This is a genomic window from uncultured Hymenobacter sp. (assembly GCF_964243305.1).
In the GTDB taxonomy this organism is placed as follows: Bacteria; Bacteroidota; Bacteroidia; order Cytophagales; family Hymenobacteraceae; genus Hymenobacter.
This window is the reverse complement of record NZ_CAXTEF010000040.1, coordinates 23,051-38,703: the sequence shown is the minus strand read 5'-3', so window position 1 is coordinate 38,703 and position 15,653 is coordinate 23,051. Positions and strand designations below refer to the sequence as shown.

At 63.9% G+C, this 15,653-nt stretch carries 10 protein-coding genes and 1 pseudogene; 5 read left to right on the top strand and 6 right to left on the bottom strand.

Annotated features, from left to right (window positions below):
- The first annotated feature begins 52 nt into the window (after positions 1-52).
- Positions 53-355 (top strand): transposase, encoded by a 303-nt coding sequence (locus tag ACFE70_RS17495; RefSeq protein WP_375419072.1) that lies wholly within the window; start codon positions 53-55, stop codon positions 353-355.
- A 233-nt stretch (positions 356-588) separates the two neighbouring features.
- Positions 589-1,230, top strand: a pseudogene (locus ACFE70_RS17490) (IS3 family transposase); the annotation flags it as partial.
- A gap of 116 nt (positions 1,231-1,346) precedes the next feature.
- Here the strand turns inward: ACFE70_RS17490 and ACFE70_RS17485 are convergent.
- The 4 genes from ACFE70_RS17485 to ACFE70_RS17470 form a co-directional block, all read right to left on the bottom strand.
- Positions 1,347-3,749: an alpha-amylase family glycosyl hydrolase gene (locus tag ACFE70_RS17485; protein ID WP_375419071.1), complete on the bottom strand. Its 2,403-nt coding sequence runs from the start codon at positions 3,747-3,749 to the stop codon at positions 1,347-1,349.
- Between the two features lie 159 nt (positions 3,750-3,908).
- Positions 3,909-4,523, bottom strand: a complete 615-nt coding sequence (locus ACFE70_RS17480) for a recombinase family protein (protein ID WP_375419070.1) — start codon at positions 4,521-4,523, stop codon at positions 3,909-3,911.
- 267 nt (positions 4,524-4,790) lie between these two features.
- Positions 4,791-5,903 (bottom strand): serine hydrolase domain-containing protein, encoded by a 1,113-nt coding sequence (locus ACFE70_RS17475; RefSeq protein WP_375419069.1) that lies wholly within the window; start codon positions 5,901-5,903, stop codon positions 4,791-4,793.
- 122 nt (positions 5,904-6,025) lie between these two features.
- On the bottom strand, positions 6,026-8,359 hold the full coding sequence (locus ACFE70_RS17470; protein WP_375419068.1) for an FG-GAP-like repeat-containing protein: 2,334 nt from the start codon (positions 8,357-8,359) through the stop codon (positions 6,026-6,028).
- 197 nt (positions 8,360-8,556) lie between these two features.
- On the opposite strand from ACFE70_RS17470, the gene murF reads away from it, so the two are divergent.
- Positions 8,557-9,909, top strand: a complete 1,353-nt coding sequence (gene murF / locus ACFE70_RS17465) for a UDP-N-acetylmuramoyl-tripeptide--D-alanyl-D-alanine ligase (protein ID WP_375419067.1) — start codon at positions 8,557-8,559, stop codon at positions 9,907-9,909.
- Positions 9,910-10,092: 183 nt separating this feature from the next.
- On the opposite strand, the gene rfbC is transcribed toward murF, so the two are convergent.
- Entirely contained in the window at positions 10,093-10,638 is a 546-nt protein-coding gene (rfbC, locus tag ACFE70_RS17460; RefSeq protein ID WP_375419066.1) for a dTDP-4-dehydrorhamnose 3,5-epimerase, read from the bottom strand.
- Positions 10,639-10,753: 115 nt separating this feature from the next.
- Positions 10,754-11,869: a glycosyltransferase family 4 protein gene (locus ACFE70_RS17455; RefSeq protein WP_375419065.1), complete on the bottom strand. Its 1,116-nt coding sequence runs from the start codon at positions 11,867-11,869 to the stop codon at positions 10,754-10,756.
- A 142-nt stretch (positions 11,870-12,011) separates the two neighbouring features.
- On the opposite strand from ACFE70_RS17455, the gene ACFE70_RS17450 reads away from it, so the two are divergent.
- Both ACFE70_RS17450 and ACFE70_RS17445 read left to right on the top strand, forming a co-directional pair.
- Positions 12,012-12,314, top strand: a complete 303-nt coding sequence (locus ACFE70_RS17450; protein WP_375419073.1) for a c-type cytochrome — start codon at positions 12,012-12,014, stop codon at positions 12,312-12,314.
- A 297-nt stretch (positions 12,315-12,611) separates the two neighbouring features.
- Positions 12,612-15,395 (top strand): M16 family metallopeptidase, encoded by a 2,784-nt coding sequence (locus tag ACFE70_RS17445; RefSeq protein WP_375419064.1) that lies wholly within the window; start codon positions 12,612-12,614, stop codon positions 15,393-15,395.
- Positions 15,396-15,653 lie beyond the last annotated feature (258 nt).

Sequence of the window (15,653 nt, the reverse complement as noted above, 5' to 3'; positions counted from 1 at the left end):
GTGAGGTGGTCTAGGTTAGGCGCACAGAAGCAGGACGTATATTTCCTGAGTCATGAGTGCAGAAAAGAGCAAGAAGACGCCCGATAAACGGCGCAAATACGATGATGCTTTCAAAGCCGAGGCCCTGCGTCTAGCCTCGGAGAGCTGTAGCACCCAGGCGGCTGCCCAGCAACTCGGCATCAGCCCCAAGCTGCTCTACCGCTGGCAGCAAGCCCAGCTTACCGCCGAAGTCGGCAGCGTCGAGGTCGCCCGCGACCCGAAGGTGCGCCAGCTGCGCGCCCAGCTCAAGCGGGCCGAGCAGGAGCTCGACATTTTAAAAAAAGCCTTGGTCATCTTTGGCCAGCCGAGCCGGTGAGTACCTACCACTACATCGCTCAGCGCCAGGTCCATGTGTCCGTGCGCCAGCTTTGCCAGGTACTGCGCGTGTCGGCTAGTGCGTACTACACCTGGCAGCGCCGACAAGCTCCCACCCCGGAACCAGCTTGGCAAGTAGCTGTGCGCGCAGCGTTTAGGTGGCATTCCGCCCGCTACGGTACTCGCCGCTTGCGAGCCGAGCTGCACGCGCAAGGCTACTAGGTCGGCCGCTGGCGCATCCGGCGGGCGTTGGCCGCGGCGGGCCTGCGCGCCCAGCAGCCGCGCTCGTTTGTGCCCCGCACCACCGACTCGGACCCGAACGTGCGCGCTGCCCCGAACCTGTTGCTAGACCAGCGCGCGCCAACCGCCCCCAATCAGGTCTGGGTGGGTGATATCACCTACCTGCCCCAACAAGGTGGCGGCTGGCTGTATATGGCTACCTGGCTCGACCGCTACTCGCGCAAGGTCGTGGGCTGGGATGTGCGCGAATCCATGCCCGAAGACTTGGTCAGCGAAGCTTTACGTCGGGTCCTGGCCATCCGTCAGCCCGCGGCCGGGCTGGTGGTCCACTCCGACCAGGGCAGCCAATACGCGGCCACAAACTTCAAGGACTTAGTAGCCCGTCACGAGGCGGTGCAGAGCATGAGCCGCCGCGGCAACTGCTATGATAACGCCCACGCTGAATCCTTTTGGAGCCGGCTCAAAACCGAGTTGCTCGACGGCGGCAGCTTCGCCAATCTCATCGAAGCTCGACTGGAAATCAGCCACTATCTCGCCTATTACAACGCCGAGCGTCGGCATTCCGCTCTCGGCTATCTCGCCCCCAACCACTTCGAAACCCATTTCCAAACTACGTCCCAACTCTGTGCGGCCTAGCTAGACCACCTCAGTCCCGTTATTAAAAGAACCCCATTTTCTACGAATATCCACAATACGGAGTCGGTCGTGCGCAGCCCCACCGGGGAATATAACGGCGCTACCTGCCTTACCGGCTAGTGGACAATGAACAGGCTTTGCCTTTCAATTCCTTGGGCTGATTCAATGGACACGGTATAATGGCCAGCCGGCAGGCGGGCAATAGCCACCTCCTGCAGCTCGGCCACTACCCATACTTTCTTGCTCAATACTAGCTGTGCCTGCGCATTATGAATCCTGAGGGTGATGGGTCCAGACAAGTTATTTCCGGGTATCACGCTAATTTTATTGGTAGCTGGGTTAGGGTAAACGCGAAACCCTTCTACTCCGGCTGAGGTAACCTCCTTCGGAGAAGAAAGAGGTTGGGCTGCCCCCCGCGCCGCAGTCGGGGCACTGTAGGTCACGTACTCACTTTGGCGGACCCATATAGTGTAACCGCGGGCCGGCGCGCTGAGGTTTACCCGGCCGTCGGACTGCACCACAGCCGTTTGCGAAGGGTCAAACGCATTCACCAGCGTTAGGCCGGTCCAGTTCTGAAATCCGGCCGGCGAGCTGTCAACCCACAGCCCTTTGGTGCCGGTGTTATGGTTGTTGAGGACGACGATGGCGCCATTCTTCCCGTTGCCGCCCTGGCGGCGGGCCACGTACACGTTCCGGGTGTCGGCGGCCGGGTAGGGGTTGCCGGTCTGGCTCAGCACGCTCAGGCTGCCGCCGAGGTAAGTGCGCCGGGCAAACATCAGCTTGTTGAGGTCGTCTCTCAGAGCGGCTGGAGGCGTCACGGTGAGGCTGTTGTTCTGGAAGTCGGTCTGCTGCACCCCGTAGTAGTGCGGGTAGAACACGCACGGCCGGCCCTCGTGGGTGAGCAGGTAGGCGTAGCCCAGCTTGAAATCCTTGGTCACCCAGTTGTCGTGTTCCTTGCCGGTGTCGTGGTTTTCCAGAAAGGTGACGACGGCCGAGCTGGGCAGGGCGTTGCCGCCATTGTTGCGCACCATGCCGGCGTGGTTCAGAGCGGTCATGTCGAAGTTCTGGTCGCCGTTGCACAGGGAGTTGAGCGAAAACTTCAGCGGAAAGTCGAAGGCTGCGGTGGCGGTGCCCAGACCGGCCATATTATTGACCCAGCTCTTGATATTGGGTACACTACCCGCCGGGCTGCACCAGTACTCACCCACGATGAAGCGCTGCGCGTTATTGAGTTTCGGCAGGTTGTTAATCCAGCTAGCCAGAAAGCCTTCCTGATAGCCGCGCACGAAATCCAGCCGGAAGCCGTCGAAGCCCACGGTGTTGACCAGCCAGGCCCCCCAGTTGTTGAACTTGGTTTGCACCGCGGCGCTGTAGGTGTTAACGTCGTTGCCAAACCACTTCACGTTCGGCAGCACCCCGTCGCCGACCTCAAACGAGAGGAAATCATTGGCATCCACGGGATGGAAATCCCGGTAGTCCCAGGCCAGGGTGGCCTCGCCGGCGCCCGTTTTGGCGGGCAGGGTTATTTTGGTATTGGTCCGGGCCTGTAGCCCGGAGTTGAGCTGGGTGCCGTTTTTCCAGACGGCCACCGGGTAGAAGCCGTTCGTAGCGGCCGCATCCAGCCACTGACCCGAGACTTCCCGCTTGGGCACTAGCCGGATAACGATGTCCTGGGTGCTGGTAAGCGTCACCTTGTACTCGTCTAGGTCGGTGCCGGAGTCGCTGCGGCCCCGCATCGGGATGCCGGAGCCGGGATAGGGGTTGCTCTGCCCGCCGCCGTTGTTCGGCTCGTTCTCCCACCAGTAGGAGCCGTTTACCGGGGTCCCGTAGGTAATAACCAGCTCATAGCTTCGCTCCGCCGTAGTGGCCGACGGTAGGTTGTACCCCTTGATCTGGATGTAATAGTCGCCGGCCGTTTGGGCGGGCAGTACCCACTTGATTTCGCTGGTAGGGTAGCTTTGGTGCTGGACGCCGCCAACCTTGGCTTCGTTGAACACGTAGGCTTTCAGGGCTGGGTTTGGCTCCGACTGCTCGTCGCCAGTATACATATGATTGAGCACGATGTCGGCGTACACCTGCAGGTTGTTCTGATGCAGCGTAGTAATCAGATTGTTCAGCTCGGTCCGGCTGCCGAAGCGGGTCTCGGTGGTGCCCTTCTGGTTGTAGTTGCCTAAGTCGTAGTGGTCGAAGGGACCGTAGCCCATGTCGTAAATGCCGACATTGCCCTTGGAGGGCGGGGGCACCCACAGGGCGGTGAAGCCGGCGTTCTTCATGCCCACTGCCTTGCCCCGCAGGTTGTCCCACCACGTGCCGTTTTTCGCGGCCACATCCACTGGCACGTCCCAGTAGAAGCCCTGCAGCATGACGTCGTTCTGCGCCTGGGCTGGGCGCGGCAATGAAAAAATCAGCAGCAGTAGGGAGGCCAGCCTAAGCTTGCCGAAGCGGGCTGCCGGACCGGTGGGAACGGGCTGGGGAGGGGGGGCAGCTGCCGAAAGGATGCGTAATACCGATGTCTTCATTGGGTGAGAAAAGTAGAATGGGCGATAGGTAGGGGACAAACCGGCAGCGAAAGGTGTGGGTACCGCGTATGGCAGCGGAGTAGTGACTTGAAGCTGCAGTACGAGCGAAGTGTATTGGCAGTTTACGAGGTTCTTCTTCCAAAAGGGCGGATTCACACGCTAAGCACTCTTTAGCTTCTGGGCGTAATTGTAGACGGTGCCATAGGCCACATCTAACTGCTTGATAACCTGATTCATGGACAGGAATTCGCTCAGGAGTTGGGCAATGGCCTCCTGCTTAGCGGTCGCCAAACGGGGACGGGCCACATGCTTGCCCTGGGCTTTGGCCCGCGCCATGCCGGCGCGCACCCGCTGGCTGATGAGGGCGCCCTCAAACTGAGCCAGCGAGGCCATGACGTGAAAAATCAGTTCGCTCGTTGGCGTGGTCGTGTCGATGTTTTCCTGGTAAGAGACGAAGTCCACGCCCAGACTCTGGAATTCCTTCAGCGCGTTGACCAGCGCCTGGGTCGAGCGGGCGAACTGGTCATAGCGCCAGACCAGCACCGCGTCGAGCTGCCGTTTCTTGGCGGCGGCCATCATCCGTTTATACTGCGTCCGGTCCTCGCTGGTGCCCGAGGCTTGGTCCACGTATTCTCCGACCACGGCGAAGCCGCGGCGCTGGGCGTATTCGCGCAGCGGCCGCAGCTGCGTCTCCGGGTCCTGCCCTTTGTCGAGGGTGGAGACGCGGGCGTAGAGGGCGACGCGCTTGGGCTGGTCGGTCGGATGAACGGGCATCGGGGGTTATCAAAAAGGAGTTCCTTTCTGGCTCCACCGGTGCACCACCAGCTGGTGGTGGTACACCCACCGAGTGGCCGCTCGTTTAACCTTTGTACCAAACTTTTAACCAAGGCCATGAGTTAATAAAAAGCAGTCGCCAGGATGTGGAGACACCTGCTTGCGTCTCGTTGGTCGCACCGAAAGGTTACTTTCCGTTCAACGGCAAGATGCAAACAGGCGCCTCCACATCGTGCTGACAGCCTGAAGGTCTAATGCAAACAGCTTCTAAGGCTTCGGCGGCTGGGGCTCAGGCTCGGGGCCGACGGCGGGCTGGTTGTAGAGCACCCGCAGCAGCATTGTGCTGATTTTGGGCGTATAATCGTTGCTCTCGTTGTCGAGCGCCACCACGAGGTGGTGGTCCTTGGGGGCGCGAAGCAGGAAGGCCCGGAACCCGTTAATAACGCCGGCGTGGCGCAGCACGGCCACGGTATCGGCGCCCATGAGAAGCCGGGCCGTGTTCCACCCGTAAGCGTGGTCGTTCTTGAAGGGCTTGAACATCTGCGCTTTGCCGGCTTCGGAGAGTAGTTGGGTGGTGTACAGCGCCTGTTCCCACTGGTAGAGGTCGCCCACGGTGGAGTACATCGAGCCCGCCGCGTAGGGGCCCGTCATGTCGAGGTAGGGGGCGTTGACCACGCCGGCTGCGGTTTTTTCGTAGCCCGCGGCCCGCTTCGGTATAATGGTGCTGGGCAGGTCGTAGCCGGTGTCCTGCATGTGCAGGGGTTGCAGAATGTTCTCGGCCAACACCTGGGCGTAGGGCTTGTTGGTCACCTGCTCGATAATGGCCCCGAGCAAAATGTAGCCGGAATTGCTGTATCGGTACGTGCTGCCTGGCTCAAACTCCAGCGGCAGCGCCGAGAAGCCGCGCACCGCCGCCTGGGGCGTGGTCGGCAACCGACTGGCTGCTTCGCGAGCCGCCGAAGCCGCGAAGTTGGGGATGCCCGAGGTGTGCGAAAGCAGGTGGTGCAGCGTGATTTTGTCGCCGTTGGGCTTGGGGTAGTTGGGCAGGTAGTCGCTCACGGGGCCATCGAGCCGGAGCCGACCTTTTTCCACTAGCTGCATCACCAGCATCGCCGTGAACTGCTTGGTGAGCGAGCCGATGCGGAATTTGGTGTCGGCCGCGTTGGGCTGGTTCCACTCGCGGTTGGCCAAGCCGTAGCCTTTGGTAAAAATTACCTTGCCGTGGTGCGCCACGAGCACCGTGCCATTGAACTGCCCAGCTTTGGCATACGCCGCAACCAAGGCGTCGAGCTGTTTGGGGATTTTTTGCGCTTGGCCGAATGAAGGCAGGTGCAGCAAGGAGAAGGCACCGAGGAAAGAACAGAAAAAGCGTTTTTTCACAGAACCGGGAAAGGATGGGCAAATAAGCACACGAATGTATTGAAATAGACGAGGCCCCAACCCAAAACCAGTGCCCACAACTGGGCATTGCTTCCCGCAGGCCTGGCCTGATTCCCTACCCCCTACTCCACCGTCAGACGCCGGGTGGCGCTGCTGCCATTGGCGGCGGTGGCGCGCAGCAAATACACGCCCGGCGCCAGCCCGCGCAGCTCCAAAGCCGGCCGGCCGGCCGGCAAAGCCACCGCGGCGCGCACGCGGCGGCCGGTCAGGTCCAGCACCTCGATGCGGGCGGGGGCGGGCAGCTCGACCGTGAGCTGCCCGCGGGTGGGGTTGGGGTAGAGGTTGAAGCCGAAGGAGGGGGTAGGGAATTGGGGCGGGTGGGAAGCCAGGACCGTGCCCCGGCCGCCGTAGCTGAGCAAGCCGCCGGTTTCGGTACCCACCAGCAGCTCGGGGCGGCCGTCGCCGTCGAGGTCGGCGGCGGTGGCGGCCGGGTGCGCCCCGAAGCCGCCGCCCCGCTGCCGGGCGGGCTCCAGCTGGCCGGTCAGAGCGTTGAAAAATAACTCGGCGCGCCCGGCGAAGGCCCCACCCGTGGCCCGCTGCCCGCGCACATTAGCAAAGAGCTGGGCATCGCCGGAGCCGTCCACGGTCAGCAGGTCGGGCTGGCCGTCACCGTTGAAATCGGCCACCACCGGGGCCAGGCTGCCGGGCCGCTCGCCGGCCGCCGTGCGCACCCGCCCGAAGTCAGCCTCGGCCAGCTCGAAGCGGGAAGCCAGCGGCCCGGTGCCGCGGTTGCGGAAGTAGCGCAGCGCCCCGGCCGCCGGGTCGGGGCCGGCGGCCGGCTCATTGGTGCCGACGAGCACATCCACGAAGCCATCGTTGTCCACGTCGAAAAAGCCGGCCGTGTCATTGGGCTGGGTGGGCAGGCCGGCGCCTTGCAGGGTGCTTTCCGGCGCCGTGGCGAAGCTCACGGGCTGGCCCGCCGGCGCCGCATTCAGCCGAAAATAAAAGGCGTGGGCGCCGCTGGCCGGCGTGGTGGCGCCATAAACCAGGTCCAGGGTGCCGTCGGCGTTGAGGTCGGCGAAGGCGGGGCGCAGGTGGGTGAGGCCGCGGGCGGCCAGGCCCAGGTAGTCATCGGTGACGAGCCGGAACACCGGGCGGCGGGCCGTGCCCACGTTGCGGAAGTAGCGCAGGCTGGCGCGGTAGCCAGCCGCGCCGCTCCCTACCCCCGCCTGCTCGCCGAGGTTGCCCACCAGCATATCCAGCCGCCCGTCGCCGTCCACGTCGGCCAGCGCGGGCGCCGCCTGCTCGCTCACGTCGAGCATGTCGCCCTGCAAAAAGGGGCGCGCCGCCAACTGGTAGGCCGGGGCCGCGCCCGCGGCGGCCGTATTCTCAAACAAGCGCACCGAGGCCCGCAGGCTGGCCAAATCCTCGTCGTTTTCCAGCATGTTGGGCGCTACCACCACGTCGGGGCGCCCGTCGAAGTTGGCGTCGAAAACATAGGCCGACGGCAGCACCGGCACGGCCGCCGCCGCAAACGGGCTGGCACCGGCGGCCGGCCCGAAGCTGGGGCTGACCGCGCTCGGACCGTCGTTGAGCAGCGTGGCCAGCTGGTCGCAGTTGTCGGCGCCGGCCAGGAAATCCAGGGTGCCGTTGCCGTCCACATCGAGCAGCAGGGCGCTGTGGCTGGGCGTGTGGGCGGTTTGGTTGGGGGCGGGGGGGGTAGGGCGGCAGCTCACGCCGGGCCGCGAGTAGGTGGTGCAGCCGCAGCTGCGCAGCCCGCCCCAGAAGGCCGAACTCAGCGCGAAGCTCAGCCCGCCGCAGGCCGGACTGTCGTTCAAATACAGCTCCAGGGTGCTGCTGCTGGCATACTCAAACGTGAGGATGTCGAGCCGGCCATCGCCGTTCACGTCCTGGATGGCGGGCAGGTTGTAGGCGCCCGTAATCAGGTTGCCGGCGCCCGGACCAGTGCCGCCGTAGCGCAGCTGGCTGGTGGTGAGCACGAAGCTGGGGCGTCCGTCGGCCGCGCCCGGCACGTTGCGAAACACCCGGACGTCGCCGCCCGGCGCGAACGTAAACAAATCGGGGCGCCCGTCGCAGTCATAGTCGCGCAGCAAAGCCCAGCTGAACAGGTCGACGGGAAAAATGGACTCATAGTCAGGCGCGTACTGCCAGGCGCGGCCCCCGCCTACCCCCGCCACGTTGAGAAAAGTGAAGGAGCGCCCGCTGAGCCGGTCGAAGGCGTAGAGGTCGGCCTGCTGGTCGCCATTAAGGTCAATCGGACTGAACTGCGGCGTGTTCAGCCCGCCGGCGAAGGCCAGGCGCAGCGTGTCGGCGGGGCCCTGCACCACCTGGGCCACGTTGGGCCGGTATTCGAAGCCGAATGAAGAACCGCCGGACGATTGAGCGGCAACGGCCAGCGGCAGCAGCCAGAGCAGGGCGAGGAGCAGACGGGGCATAGAAGGGGGCGTAGTCGATTGCTATTTTAACAGATTTACAAAATAAAGAACGTCATGCTTCGTCTAGCGTCCGCTTGTCGAAGCATCTCTACCGCGTCGTAATTCATTCGTTGTTTACCGCTGAATACTGCTGCGGTAGAGATGCTTCGGCTGCGCTTAGCATGACGTTCTTTGCGCTTCACTCACTCATTCACTGAATGTTTCCAACTACGGCGCTCTACGCGAAGTTTCAGGCCGCTGGCGGCCAGGTTTCCACTGATTCGCGCCAGCCGCAGCCGGGCACCTTGTTCTTCGCCCTGAATGGCCCCAGCTTTCGCGGCGCCGACTTTGCGGCCGGGGCGCTGGCAAAAGGCGCCAGCCACGCCGTCACCGATGACCCCGCCCCGGCTCAGGCCGAGCCCGCCCGCTACACCTTCGCCCCCGACCCGCTGCAAGCCCTGCAAGAACTTGCGCACGAGCACCGCCGCCGCTTCCGGGGGCCCGTGCTGGCCATCACCGGCTCGAACGGCAAAACCACCACCAAGGAGCTGCTGACGGCCGTTCTGGCCACCAAGTACCGCGTGCTGGCCACCACCGGCAACCTCAACAACCACATCGGCGTGCCCCTGACCCTGCTGCGCCTCAGGCTCGACGAGCACGAGCTGGCCGTGGTCGAGATGGGCGCCAACCACCAGGGCGAAATCGCCTCGTACTGCCACTACGCCGAGCCCACCCACGGCCTCATCACCAACATCGGCAGGGCGCATCTGGAAGGCTTCGGCGGCGAAGCGGGGGTAGCGCAGGGCAAGGGCGAGCTATTCCGCTACCTGGCCGCGCGCGGCGGCCGACTCTTCGTAAACACGCTCGACGCGCAGTTGCCGGCCGTAGCCGCGCGGTCGCGGGCCGCCGCGCCGGCCGGCAACTTTCCTACCCCCCCCCTACTCACCTACCCCGGACCAACTGATACCTACCCCGCTACGCTGCTTGCCGCCGACCCGGCCTTGGCCCTGCGCCTCTGGGACGGCACCGAAGTGGCCGCCCAGCTCACTGGCGCCTACAACTTCCCCAACCTGGCCGCCGCCGCCGCCGTGGGTGCTTTTTTCGAGGTGCCAAGTTCCGCCGTGGCCGCCGCCCTGGCCGGCTACAACCCGCAGAATAACCGCTCCCAAGTAATCCGCACCGCCCGCGGCAATGCGCTGCTGCTCGACGCCTACAACGCCAACCCCAGCAGCATGGAAGCGGCGCTGCGCAGCTTCGCTAGGCGCCCTACCCCCCCCGGCCAGCCCCGGGTGGTGGTGCTCGGCGACATGTTTGAGCTGGGCGAGGCCAGCGCCGCCGAGCACCGCGCCCTGGGCCGGCTGCTGGCCGAGCTGAGTCAGGCGGGCGATTTGGAAGTGGTGCTAATCGGCCCCGAAATGGCTACTGCGGCCAGCATGAGCCCTGCGTTCCGGCACTTCGCCAGCAAGCCCGAGGCCGCCGAGTGGCTGCGCCAGCACTCGCCCCAGGGCCAGCCGGTGCTGCTCAAGGGCAGCCGCGGCATGGGCCTGGAAACGCTGGTAGAGCTGCTTTAAAGGCAGTGGAAAGGGGATAGGCCGACGCAACCAGAACGTCATACTGAGCAGCGCGAAGCATCTCGCTCGGGGAAGTAATCAGCTTCTACAACGAATGAATTAGTCAGCGGTAGAGATGCTTCGGCTCCGCTGCGCTGCGCTCAGCATGACGTTCTGTTTGCCCCTGCCTACCCGCTAACTGCCTTAAAACGGGCTTTCCAGCTCGCTGAGCCGCGGCAAAATGGCGTCTTTGGGCGAAACCAGCGGCGCGACTTCCGTGCCCCAGTTGATGTTCAAACCGGGGTCGTCCCAGCGCAGGCCGCCTTCGCTGGGCGGGGCGTAATAGTCTGAGCACTTGTAGAGAAACAGCGTCTCGTCTTCCAGGGCCAGGAAGCCGTGGGCGAAGCCGACCGGAATGTAAAATATATTGCCGCGCTCGGCGCTCAGCTCTACCGATTGGTGCTGGCCGAAGGTGGGCGAGTTGCGGCGCAAGTCCACGGCCACGTCGAGGGCGCGGCCCTGGGCCAGGCGCACGAGCTTGGCCTGCGCGTGAGGCGGGCGCTGGAAGTGCAGCCCGCGCAGCACGCCGCGCTGCGACTTGCTCTGGTTGTCCTGCACCCACTGCTCATCGGCGCCGGCGCCGGCCATGAGGCGCGCGCTGAAGCTCTCGAAAAACACGCCCCGCGGGTCGCCAAATAGGCGCGGGGTGAACTCAATCAGGCCGTCGATGGCGAATTTTTTAGCTTCCATGCAGGGCAAAGGTAAAGCCCGCCAGCAGGCGAAAACAACATTTTAAATAAATATTTTATATATTATATTTTATCGTTGCACCTTTCGATCTTCCGCCTGCTTCCGCGGCTCTGCCTCAGCACGCCACAGCCGCGACGGCATCCAGATACTGCTTCAGCACCAGTTGCTCGTCGAATTTAGTTTCGGCCAGATGGCGGCTGGCCCGGCCCATCTGCGCTAAATCAGCTTCGCTAAGCTCCAAGACCTGCTGCATCTTAGCGGCCAAATCGGAGCCGGAGCGCACCTGGCAGAGGTAGCCGTTGCGGCCATCAAGCACGGTTTCGCGGCAGCCGGGCACGTCGGTCGTGACCAGGGGCTTGCCGCAGGCGGCGGCTTCGAGCAGGGTTTTGGGCGTGCCCTCGCGGTAGCTGGGCAGCACCACGCAGTCGGCCCGGTGCAGGTGGGCGGCCACATCGTCGGACTGGCCCAGGTACTCGATTTCGCCGCCCGCCAGCCACTGCTCAAACGTGGCGCGCGAAATCCCTACCCCCCCCGCCTCGTCCAGGCCGCCGAGCAGTTGCACCCGCACGGCGCCAGCCGGGCTGGCGGCCCGCAACAGCCGGGCGGCCTCGAAATACTCGGCCACGCCCTTCTCATACAGCACCCGCGCCACCATCAGAAACACGAACGGCCGCTGCCGCCGAAACGCCGCCGGCCGAAACCGCGCCACATCAACGCCGGAGCCGGGCAGCAGCCCCGTGATTTCCTTTCGCACCAGCCCGTGCTCCAAAAACAGCTGCCGGTCGTCGGCATTCTGAAAAAACACTTTGCTCGGAAACCGGAACGCGAAGCGGTACAGCCCCAGCGCAACCTTGCTCACGAAGTTCTTGATAATGAACACCGTGCCCAGCCCGCTCACGTTGTTGATGCTCGGCACACCCGCCAGCCGCGCCGCGATGCTGCCGTAGATGTTGGGCTTGATGGTGTAGTGCAGCACCACGTCGGGCTTTTCTCTTCGGTAAATCCGGTAAAAGCGGGCCGTGAGCTGCGCGTCTTTCACTGGGTTGGTGCCCTTGTTTTCCATGAGGATGGGCACGTAGCGGCAGCCCAGCTCGGTTTCCAGGCGCGGCGAATAAGCGTCGGGCGGCGCGATGGCCAGCACCTCGTGGCCGGCCGCCTGCAAGGCCCGCACGAGGCTGGCGCGGAAGTTCCAGATGTTCCAGGACGTATTGATAACCAGGGCGACGCGCATTCTAGGGCGATGAGTGAATGGGTGAATGGGTGAATGGGTGAATGAATGGTCGTCATGCGGAGCCGGTGCCACCCATTCACCCATTGGCAAAGGTCGGGGGGCGCGGTTACTTTCGGTCTGGTTTTCGTGTTGCGTAGCCGTGATGAAGAACTTCCTGCCGCTGGCCGCCGCGCTGCTATTGGCCCCAGCGGCCCAGGCCGCCGCCCCCGCGCCTACCCCCCCGCTCACGGGCAAAGTGCTCTACGCCCGCAACTGCGCCCGCTGCCACGGCCCCAATGGCCGCCTCGGCCTCAACGGCGCCCACGACCTGACCAAAAGCAACCTCAACGCCTTCGGCCGCACCTACCTCGTCACCAACGGCATGGGCAAGATGCCGAGCTTCCAGAAGCAGCTCACGCCCCCGCAGATTGCGGCCGTCGTAGCGTATTCGCTCACCCTGAAGTAAGCCGCACCGGCGCCGCCGACGCGACCAAGTGCAAGCCCCGGTGGGGCGACCGGTTTCCCCAAACCGGCCGCCTCACCGGGGCTTTCCGCATTCCCTACCCCCTGCTTCCCCAGCAAGCTGCCGCGCGGGCGCGGGTCCGGTTTTCCTATCCCCACGTGCCGCCCCAACCTCGCCGGAAAACGTCGGGCGCACCGGCTTGCAACCTCGTTAACCAAGTATTGCTCTTTTACATGATTATTTTGCTTTATTCGCAGTAACCTTTTGAGAGTCACCTTTCCACCTTCCTCTCTTTTTATCATGCAAAACCGTAGCTTATTGCGCCAGTGGCTGCCCGCCCTGGCCTTGCTGGGCTTAAGTTTCAGCCCGGCCCTGGCCCAGCAGAAGGCCGCTTCCGCCCTGCCCGCCGGCGTGAGCCGCGTCACGTCGGTGGAGGGCATCACCGAGTATCAGCTCAAAAACGGGCTGCGGGTGCTGCTCTTCCCCGACCAGTCGAAGCCCACGATGACGGTCAACATCACCTATTTGGTGGGCTCGCGGCACGAGGGCTACGGCGAGTCGGGCATGGCCCACCTGCTGGAGCACATGGTGTTCAAGGGCTCGCCCAAGCACCCCAACGTGCCGCAGGAGCTGACCGAGCACGGCGCCTCGCCCAACGGCACAACCTGGTACGACCGCACGAACTACTTCGAAACCTTCGCCGCCACCGACGAGAACCTGAAGTGGGCCCTGGATTTGGAGTCGGACCGCATGGTAAATTCCTTTATCAAGAAAGAAGACCTGGCCAGCGAGTTCACCGTGGTGCGCAACGAGTTCGAGAGCGGCGAAAACTCGCCCCAGCGCGTGCTCATGGAGCGGGTGCTCAGCTCGGCCTACCTCTGGCACAACTACGGCAAGTCGACCATTGGCTCGAAGGAAGACATTGAGTTGGTGCCGGTCGACAATCTCAAGGCCTTCTACCAGAAACACTACCAGCCCGACAACGCCGTGCTGCTCGTGGCCGGCAAGGTCGATGAGGCCAAGACGCTGGCCCTAGTAAACCAGTATTTCAGCAACATCCCGCGCCCCGCGCGCAAGCTGCAAGCCACCTACACCACCGAGCCCGTGCAAGACGGCGAGCGCGCCGTGACCCTGCGCCGCGTCGGCGACACGCAGGGCCTGGGCGTGGCTTACCACGTGCCGGCCGGCTCCCATCCCGACTACGCCGCCGTCGACGTGCTCGTGGATGTGCTCACCAATGAGCCGTCGGGCCGCATCTACAAATCTTTGATTGAGAGCAAGAAAGCGGCCAGCCAGTGGGGCTTCGCGCCGACCCTGCACGATGCCGGCTTCGCCTACTTCTACGCCGAGGTGCGCCAGGGCCGCTCCCTCGATTCGGCCCGCACCCTCCTGCTCAACACCTTCGACAACGTGGCCCGGCAGGCGCCTACGGCCGAGGAAGTAGAGCGCGCCAAAACCAAGCGCCTCAAGGATGTGGAGCTGTTATTTCAAAACTCCGAGCAGGTCGGGCTGGCCATGAGCGAGTTCGTGGCCAGCGGCGACTGGCGCCTCGTCTACCTCTACCGCGACCAGCTGCGCAAAGTGACGCCCGCCGACGTGCAGCGCGTGGCGTCCAGCTACTTCAAGCCCAGCAACCGCACCGTGGGCGTGTTTATCCCCGACGCCAAGCCCAGCCGCGCTACCATCCCGGCCGCGCCCGACGTGGCGATGCTGGTCAAGGGCTACAAAGGCGAGGCCGCCATTGCGGCCGGCGAAGCCTTCGAGGCCACGCCCGCCAACATCGACGCCCGCACCAAGCGCAGTGTCGAGGGCGGCGTAAAGCTGGCCCTGCTGGCCAAGCAAACCCGCGGCAACGCGGTGAATATGAGCCTAAAGCTGCGCTACGGCGACGAGGCCAGCCTGACGGGCAAAGCTGTGCTCGCACGCCTGACCGCCGACATGCTGCAACGCGGCACCAAAACCCGCTCCTACCCCCAAATCCGCGACGCCTTCGACAAAGCGAAAGCGCAGGTGTACATCGGCGGGGACGGGCAAAGCACCAACGCGAGCATTCAGACCAACAAGCAAAACCTGCCCGCCGTGCTGGCCGTGGTCATGGACTGCCTGCGCAATCCGACCTTTCCGGCGGCGGAGCTGGAGAAGCTCAAGCAGGAAATCCTGGCCGGCTACGAGTCGCGCAAGCAGGACCCGCAGGCGCTGGCCTTCAACCTGGCGCAGCGCCTGAGCGCGCCCTACCCCAAAGGCCATCCGTTTGAGACGCTGACGTTTGACGAAGAAATCAGCGCCATCAGGGCGGTGACCGTCGAGGACGTGCGGGCTTTCTACAAGAGCTTCTACGGCGGGCAGGCCGCCACGCTGGCCGTGGTGGGCAGCTTCGATGAGCCGGCCCTGCGCAAAGTCGTGAAGAGCCAGCTTGGCTCCTGGAAAGCACCCAAAGCCTTCGTGCGGGTGCCGCTGCGCCGTTTCGAGAACACCGCGACGGCCACGGCCAAAGCCATCCAGACCGACGACAAGGCCAATGCCATGTTCGTGGCCGGGCTGAGCTACCCGCTGCGCGACGACTCGCCCGACTACGCGGCCGTGTACATGGCCAATTACATCCTCGGCGGCGGCTTCCTCAACTCGCGCCTGGCCACGCGCATCCGCCAGAAAGAGGGCGTCAGCTACGGCGTGGGCTCATTCGTGTACGCCGACGACAACGACGAAATCGGCAACTTCATGTCCTACGCCATCTACAACCCCGAAAACTCCGGTCGCCTCGAAGCTGCTTACCGCGAGGAAATAGAGCTACTAGCCAGCAAAGGCATCACGGCCGACGAGCTGAAAGCCGCTAAGTCGGCCGCGCTGCAAAGCTTCCAGGTCGACCGCAGCCAGGACGACCAGTTGGCCCGCAAATGGTCGCAGTACCTGACCAAAGCCGAGGGCCGCACTTTCGGCTCCTACGACACGGTGCTGGAAAGCCGCATTGCCGCCCTCACGCCGGAGCAGGTCAGCGCCGCCGCCCGCAAGTATCTGGACTACAAGAACCTGACAATCGTGAAAGCCGGTGACTTCGCCAAAGCCGCCGCCAAACCGGTGAAGTAAGCCGGGGCGGACGGTCGGCCGTGAGCTAACTGTCCGCTTAAAGTTTGCGCCATTCTATTGATTCCCTACCCCTTCATTTTGACCATAAGCGGAGGGTCGGCCCCGCCAAGCGGCACGGCCAAACAAAAAGAACGTCACGCTTTCGCAGGAAAGTGTGACGTTCTTTTTTGCCAGCAATCTGTTTATGCTGTCATCTGGCAGCGTCCACGCCGCCTGCGCTCAGCGGGCCTGCGCGTAAACCTCAGCGGACCTCGGCGA

Bases quoted from the DNA above. Each gene is read 5' to 3' on its own strand.
- rfbC (WP_375419066.1), bottom strand. From the start codon at position 10,638: ATGGAAGCTAAAAAATTCGCCATCGACGGCCTGATTGAGTTCACCCCG.
- murF (WP_375419067.1), top strand. From the start codon at position 8,557: ATGTTTCCAACTACGGCGCTCTACGCGAAGTTTCAGGCCGCTGGCGGC.
- ACFE70_RS17450 (WP_375419073.1), top strand. From the start codon at position 12,012: ATGAAGAACTTCCTGCCGCTGGCCGCCGCGCTGCTATTGGCCCCAGCG.
- ACFE70_RS17455 (WP_375419065.1), bottom strand. From the start codon at position 11,869: ATGCGCGTCGCCCTGGTTATCAATACGTCCTGGAACATCTGGAACTTC.
- ACFE70_RS17480 (WP_375419070.1), bottom strand. From the start codon at position 4,523: ATGCCCGTTCATCCGACCGACCAGCCCAAGCGCGTCGCCCTCTACGCC.
- ACFE70_RS17495 (WP_375419072.1), top strand. From the start codon at position 53: ATGAGTGCAGAAAAGAGCAAGAAGACGCCCGATAAACGGCGCAAATAC.
- ACFE70_RS17445 (WP_375419064.1), top strand. From the start codon at position 12,612: ATGCAAAACCGTAGCTTATTGCGCCAGTGGCTGCCCGCCCTGGCCTTG.
- ACFE70_RS17470 (WP_375419068.1), bottom strand. From the start codon at position 8,359: ATGCCCCGTCTGCTCCTCGCCCTGCTCTGGCTGCTGCCGCTGGCCGTT.
- ACFE70_RS17485 (WP_375419071.1), bottom strand. From the start codon at position 3,749: ATGAAGACATCGGTATTACGCATCCTTTCGGCAGCTGCCCCCCCTCCC.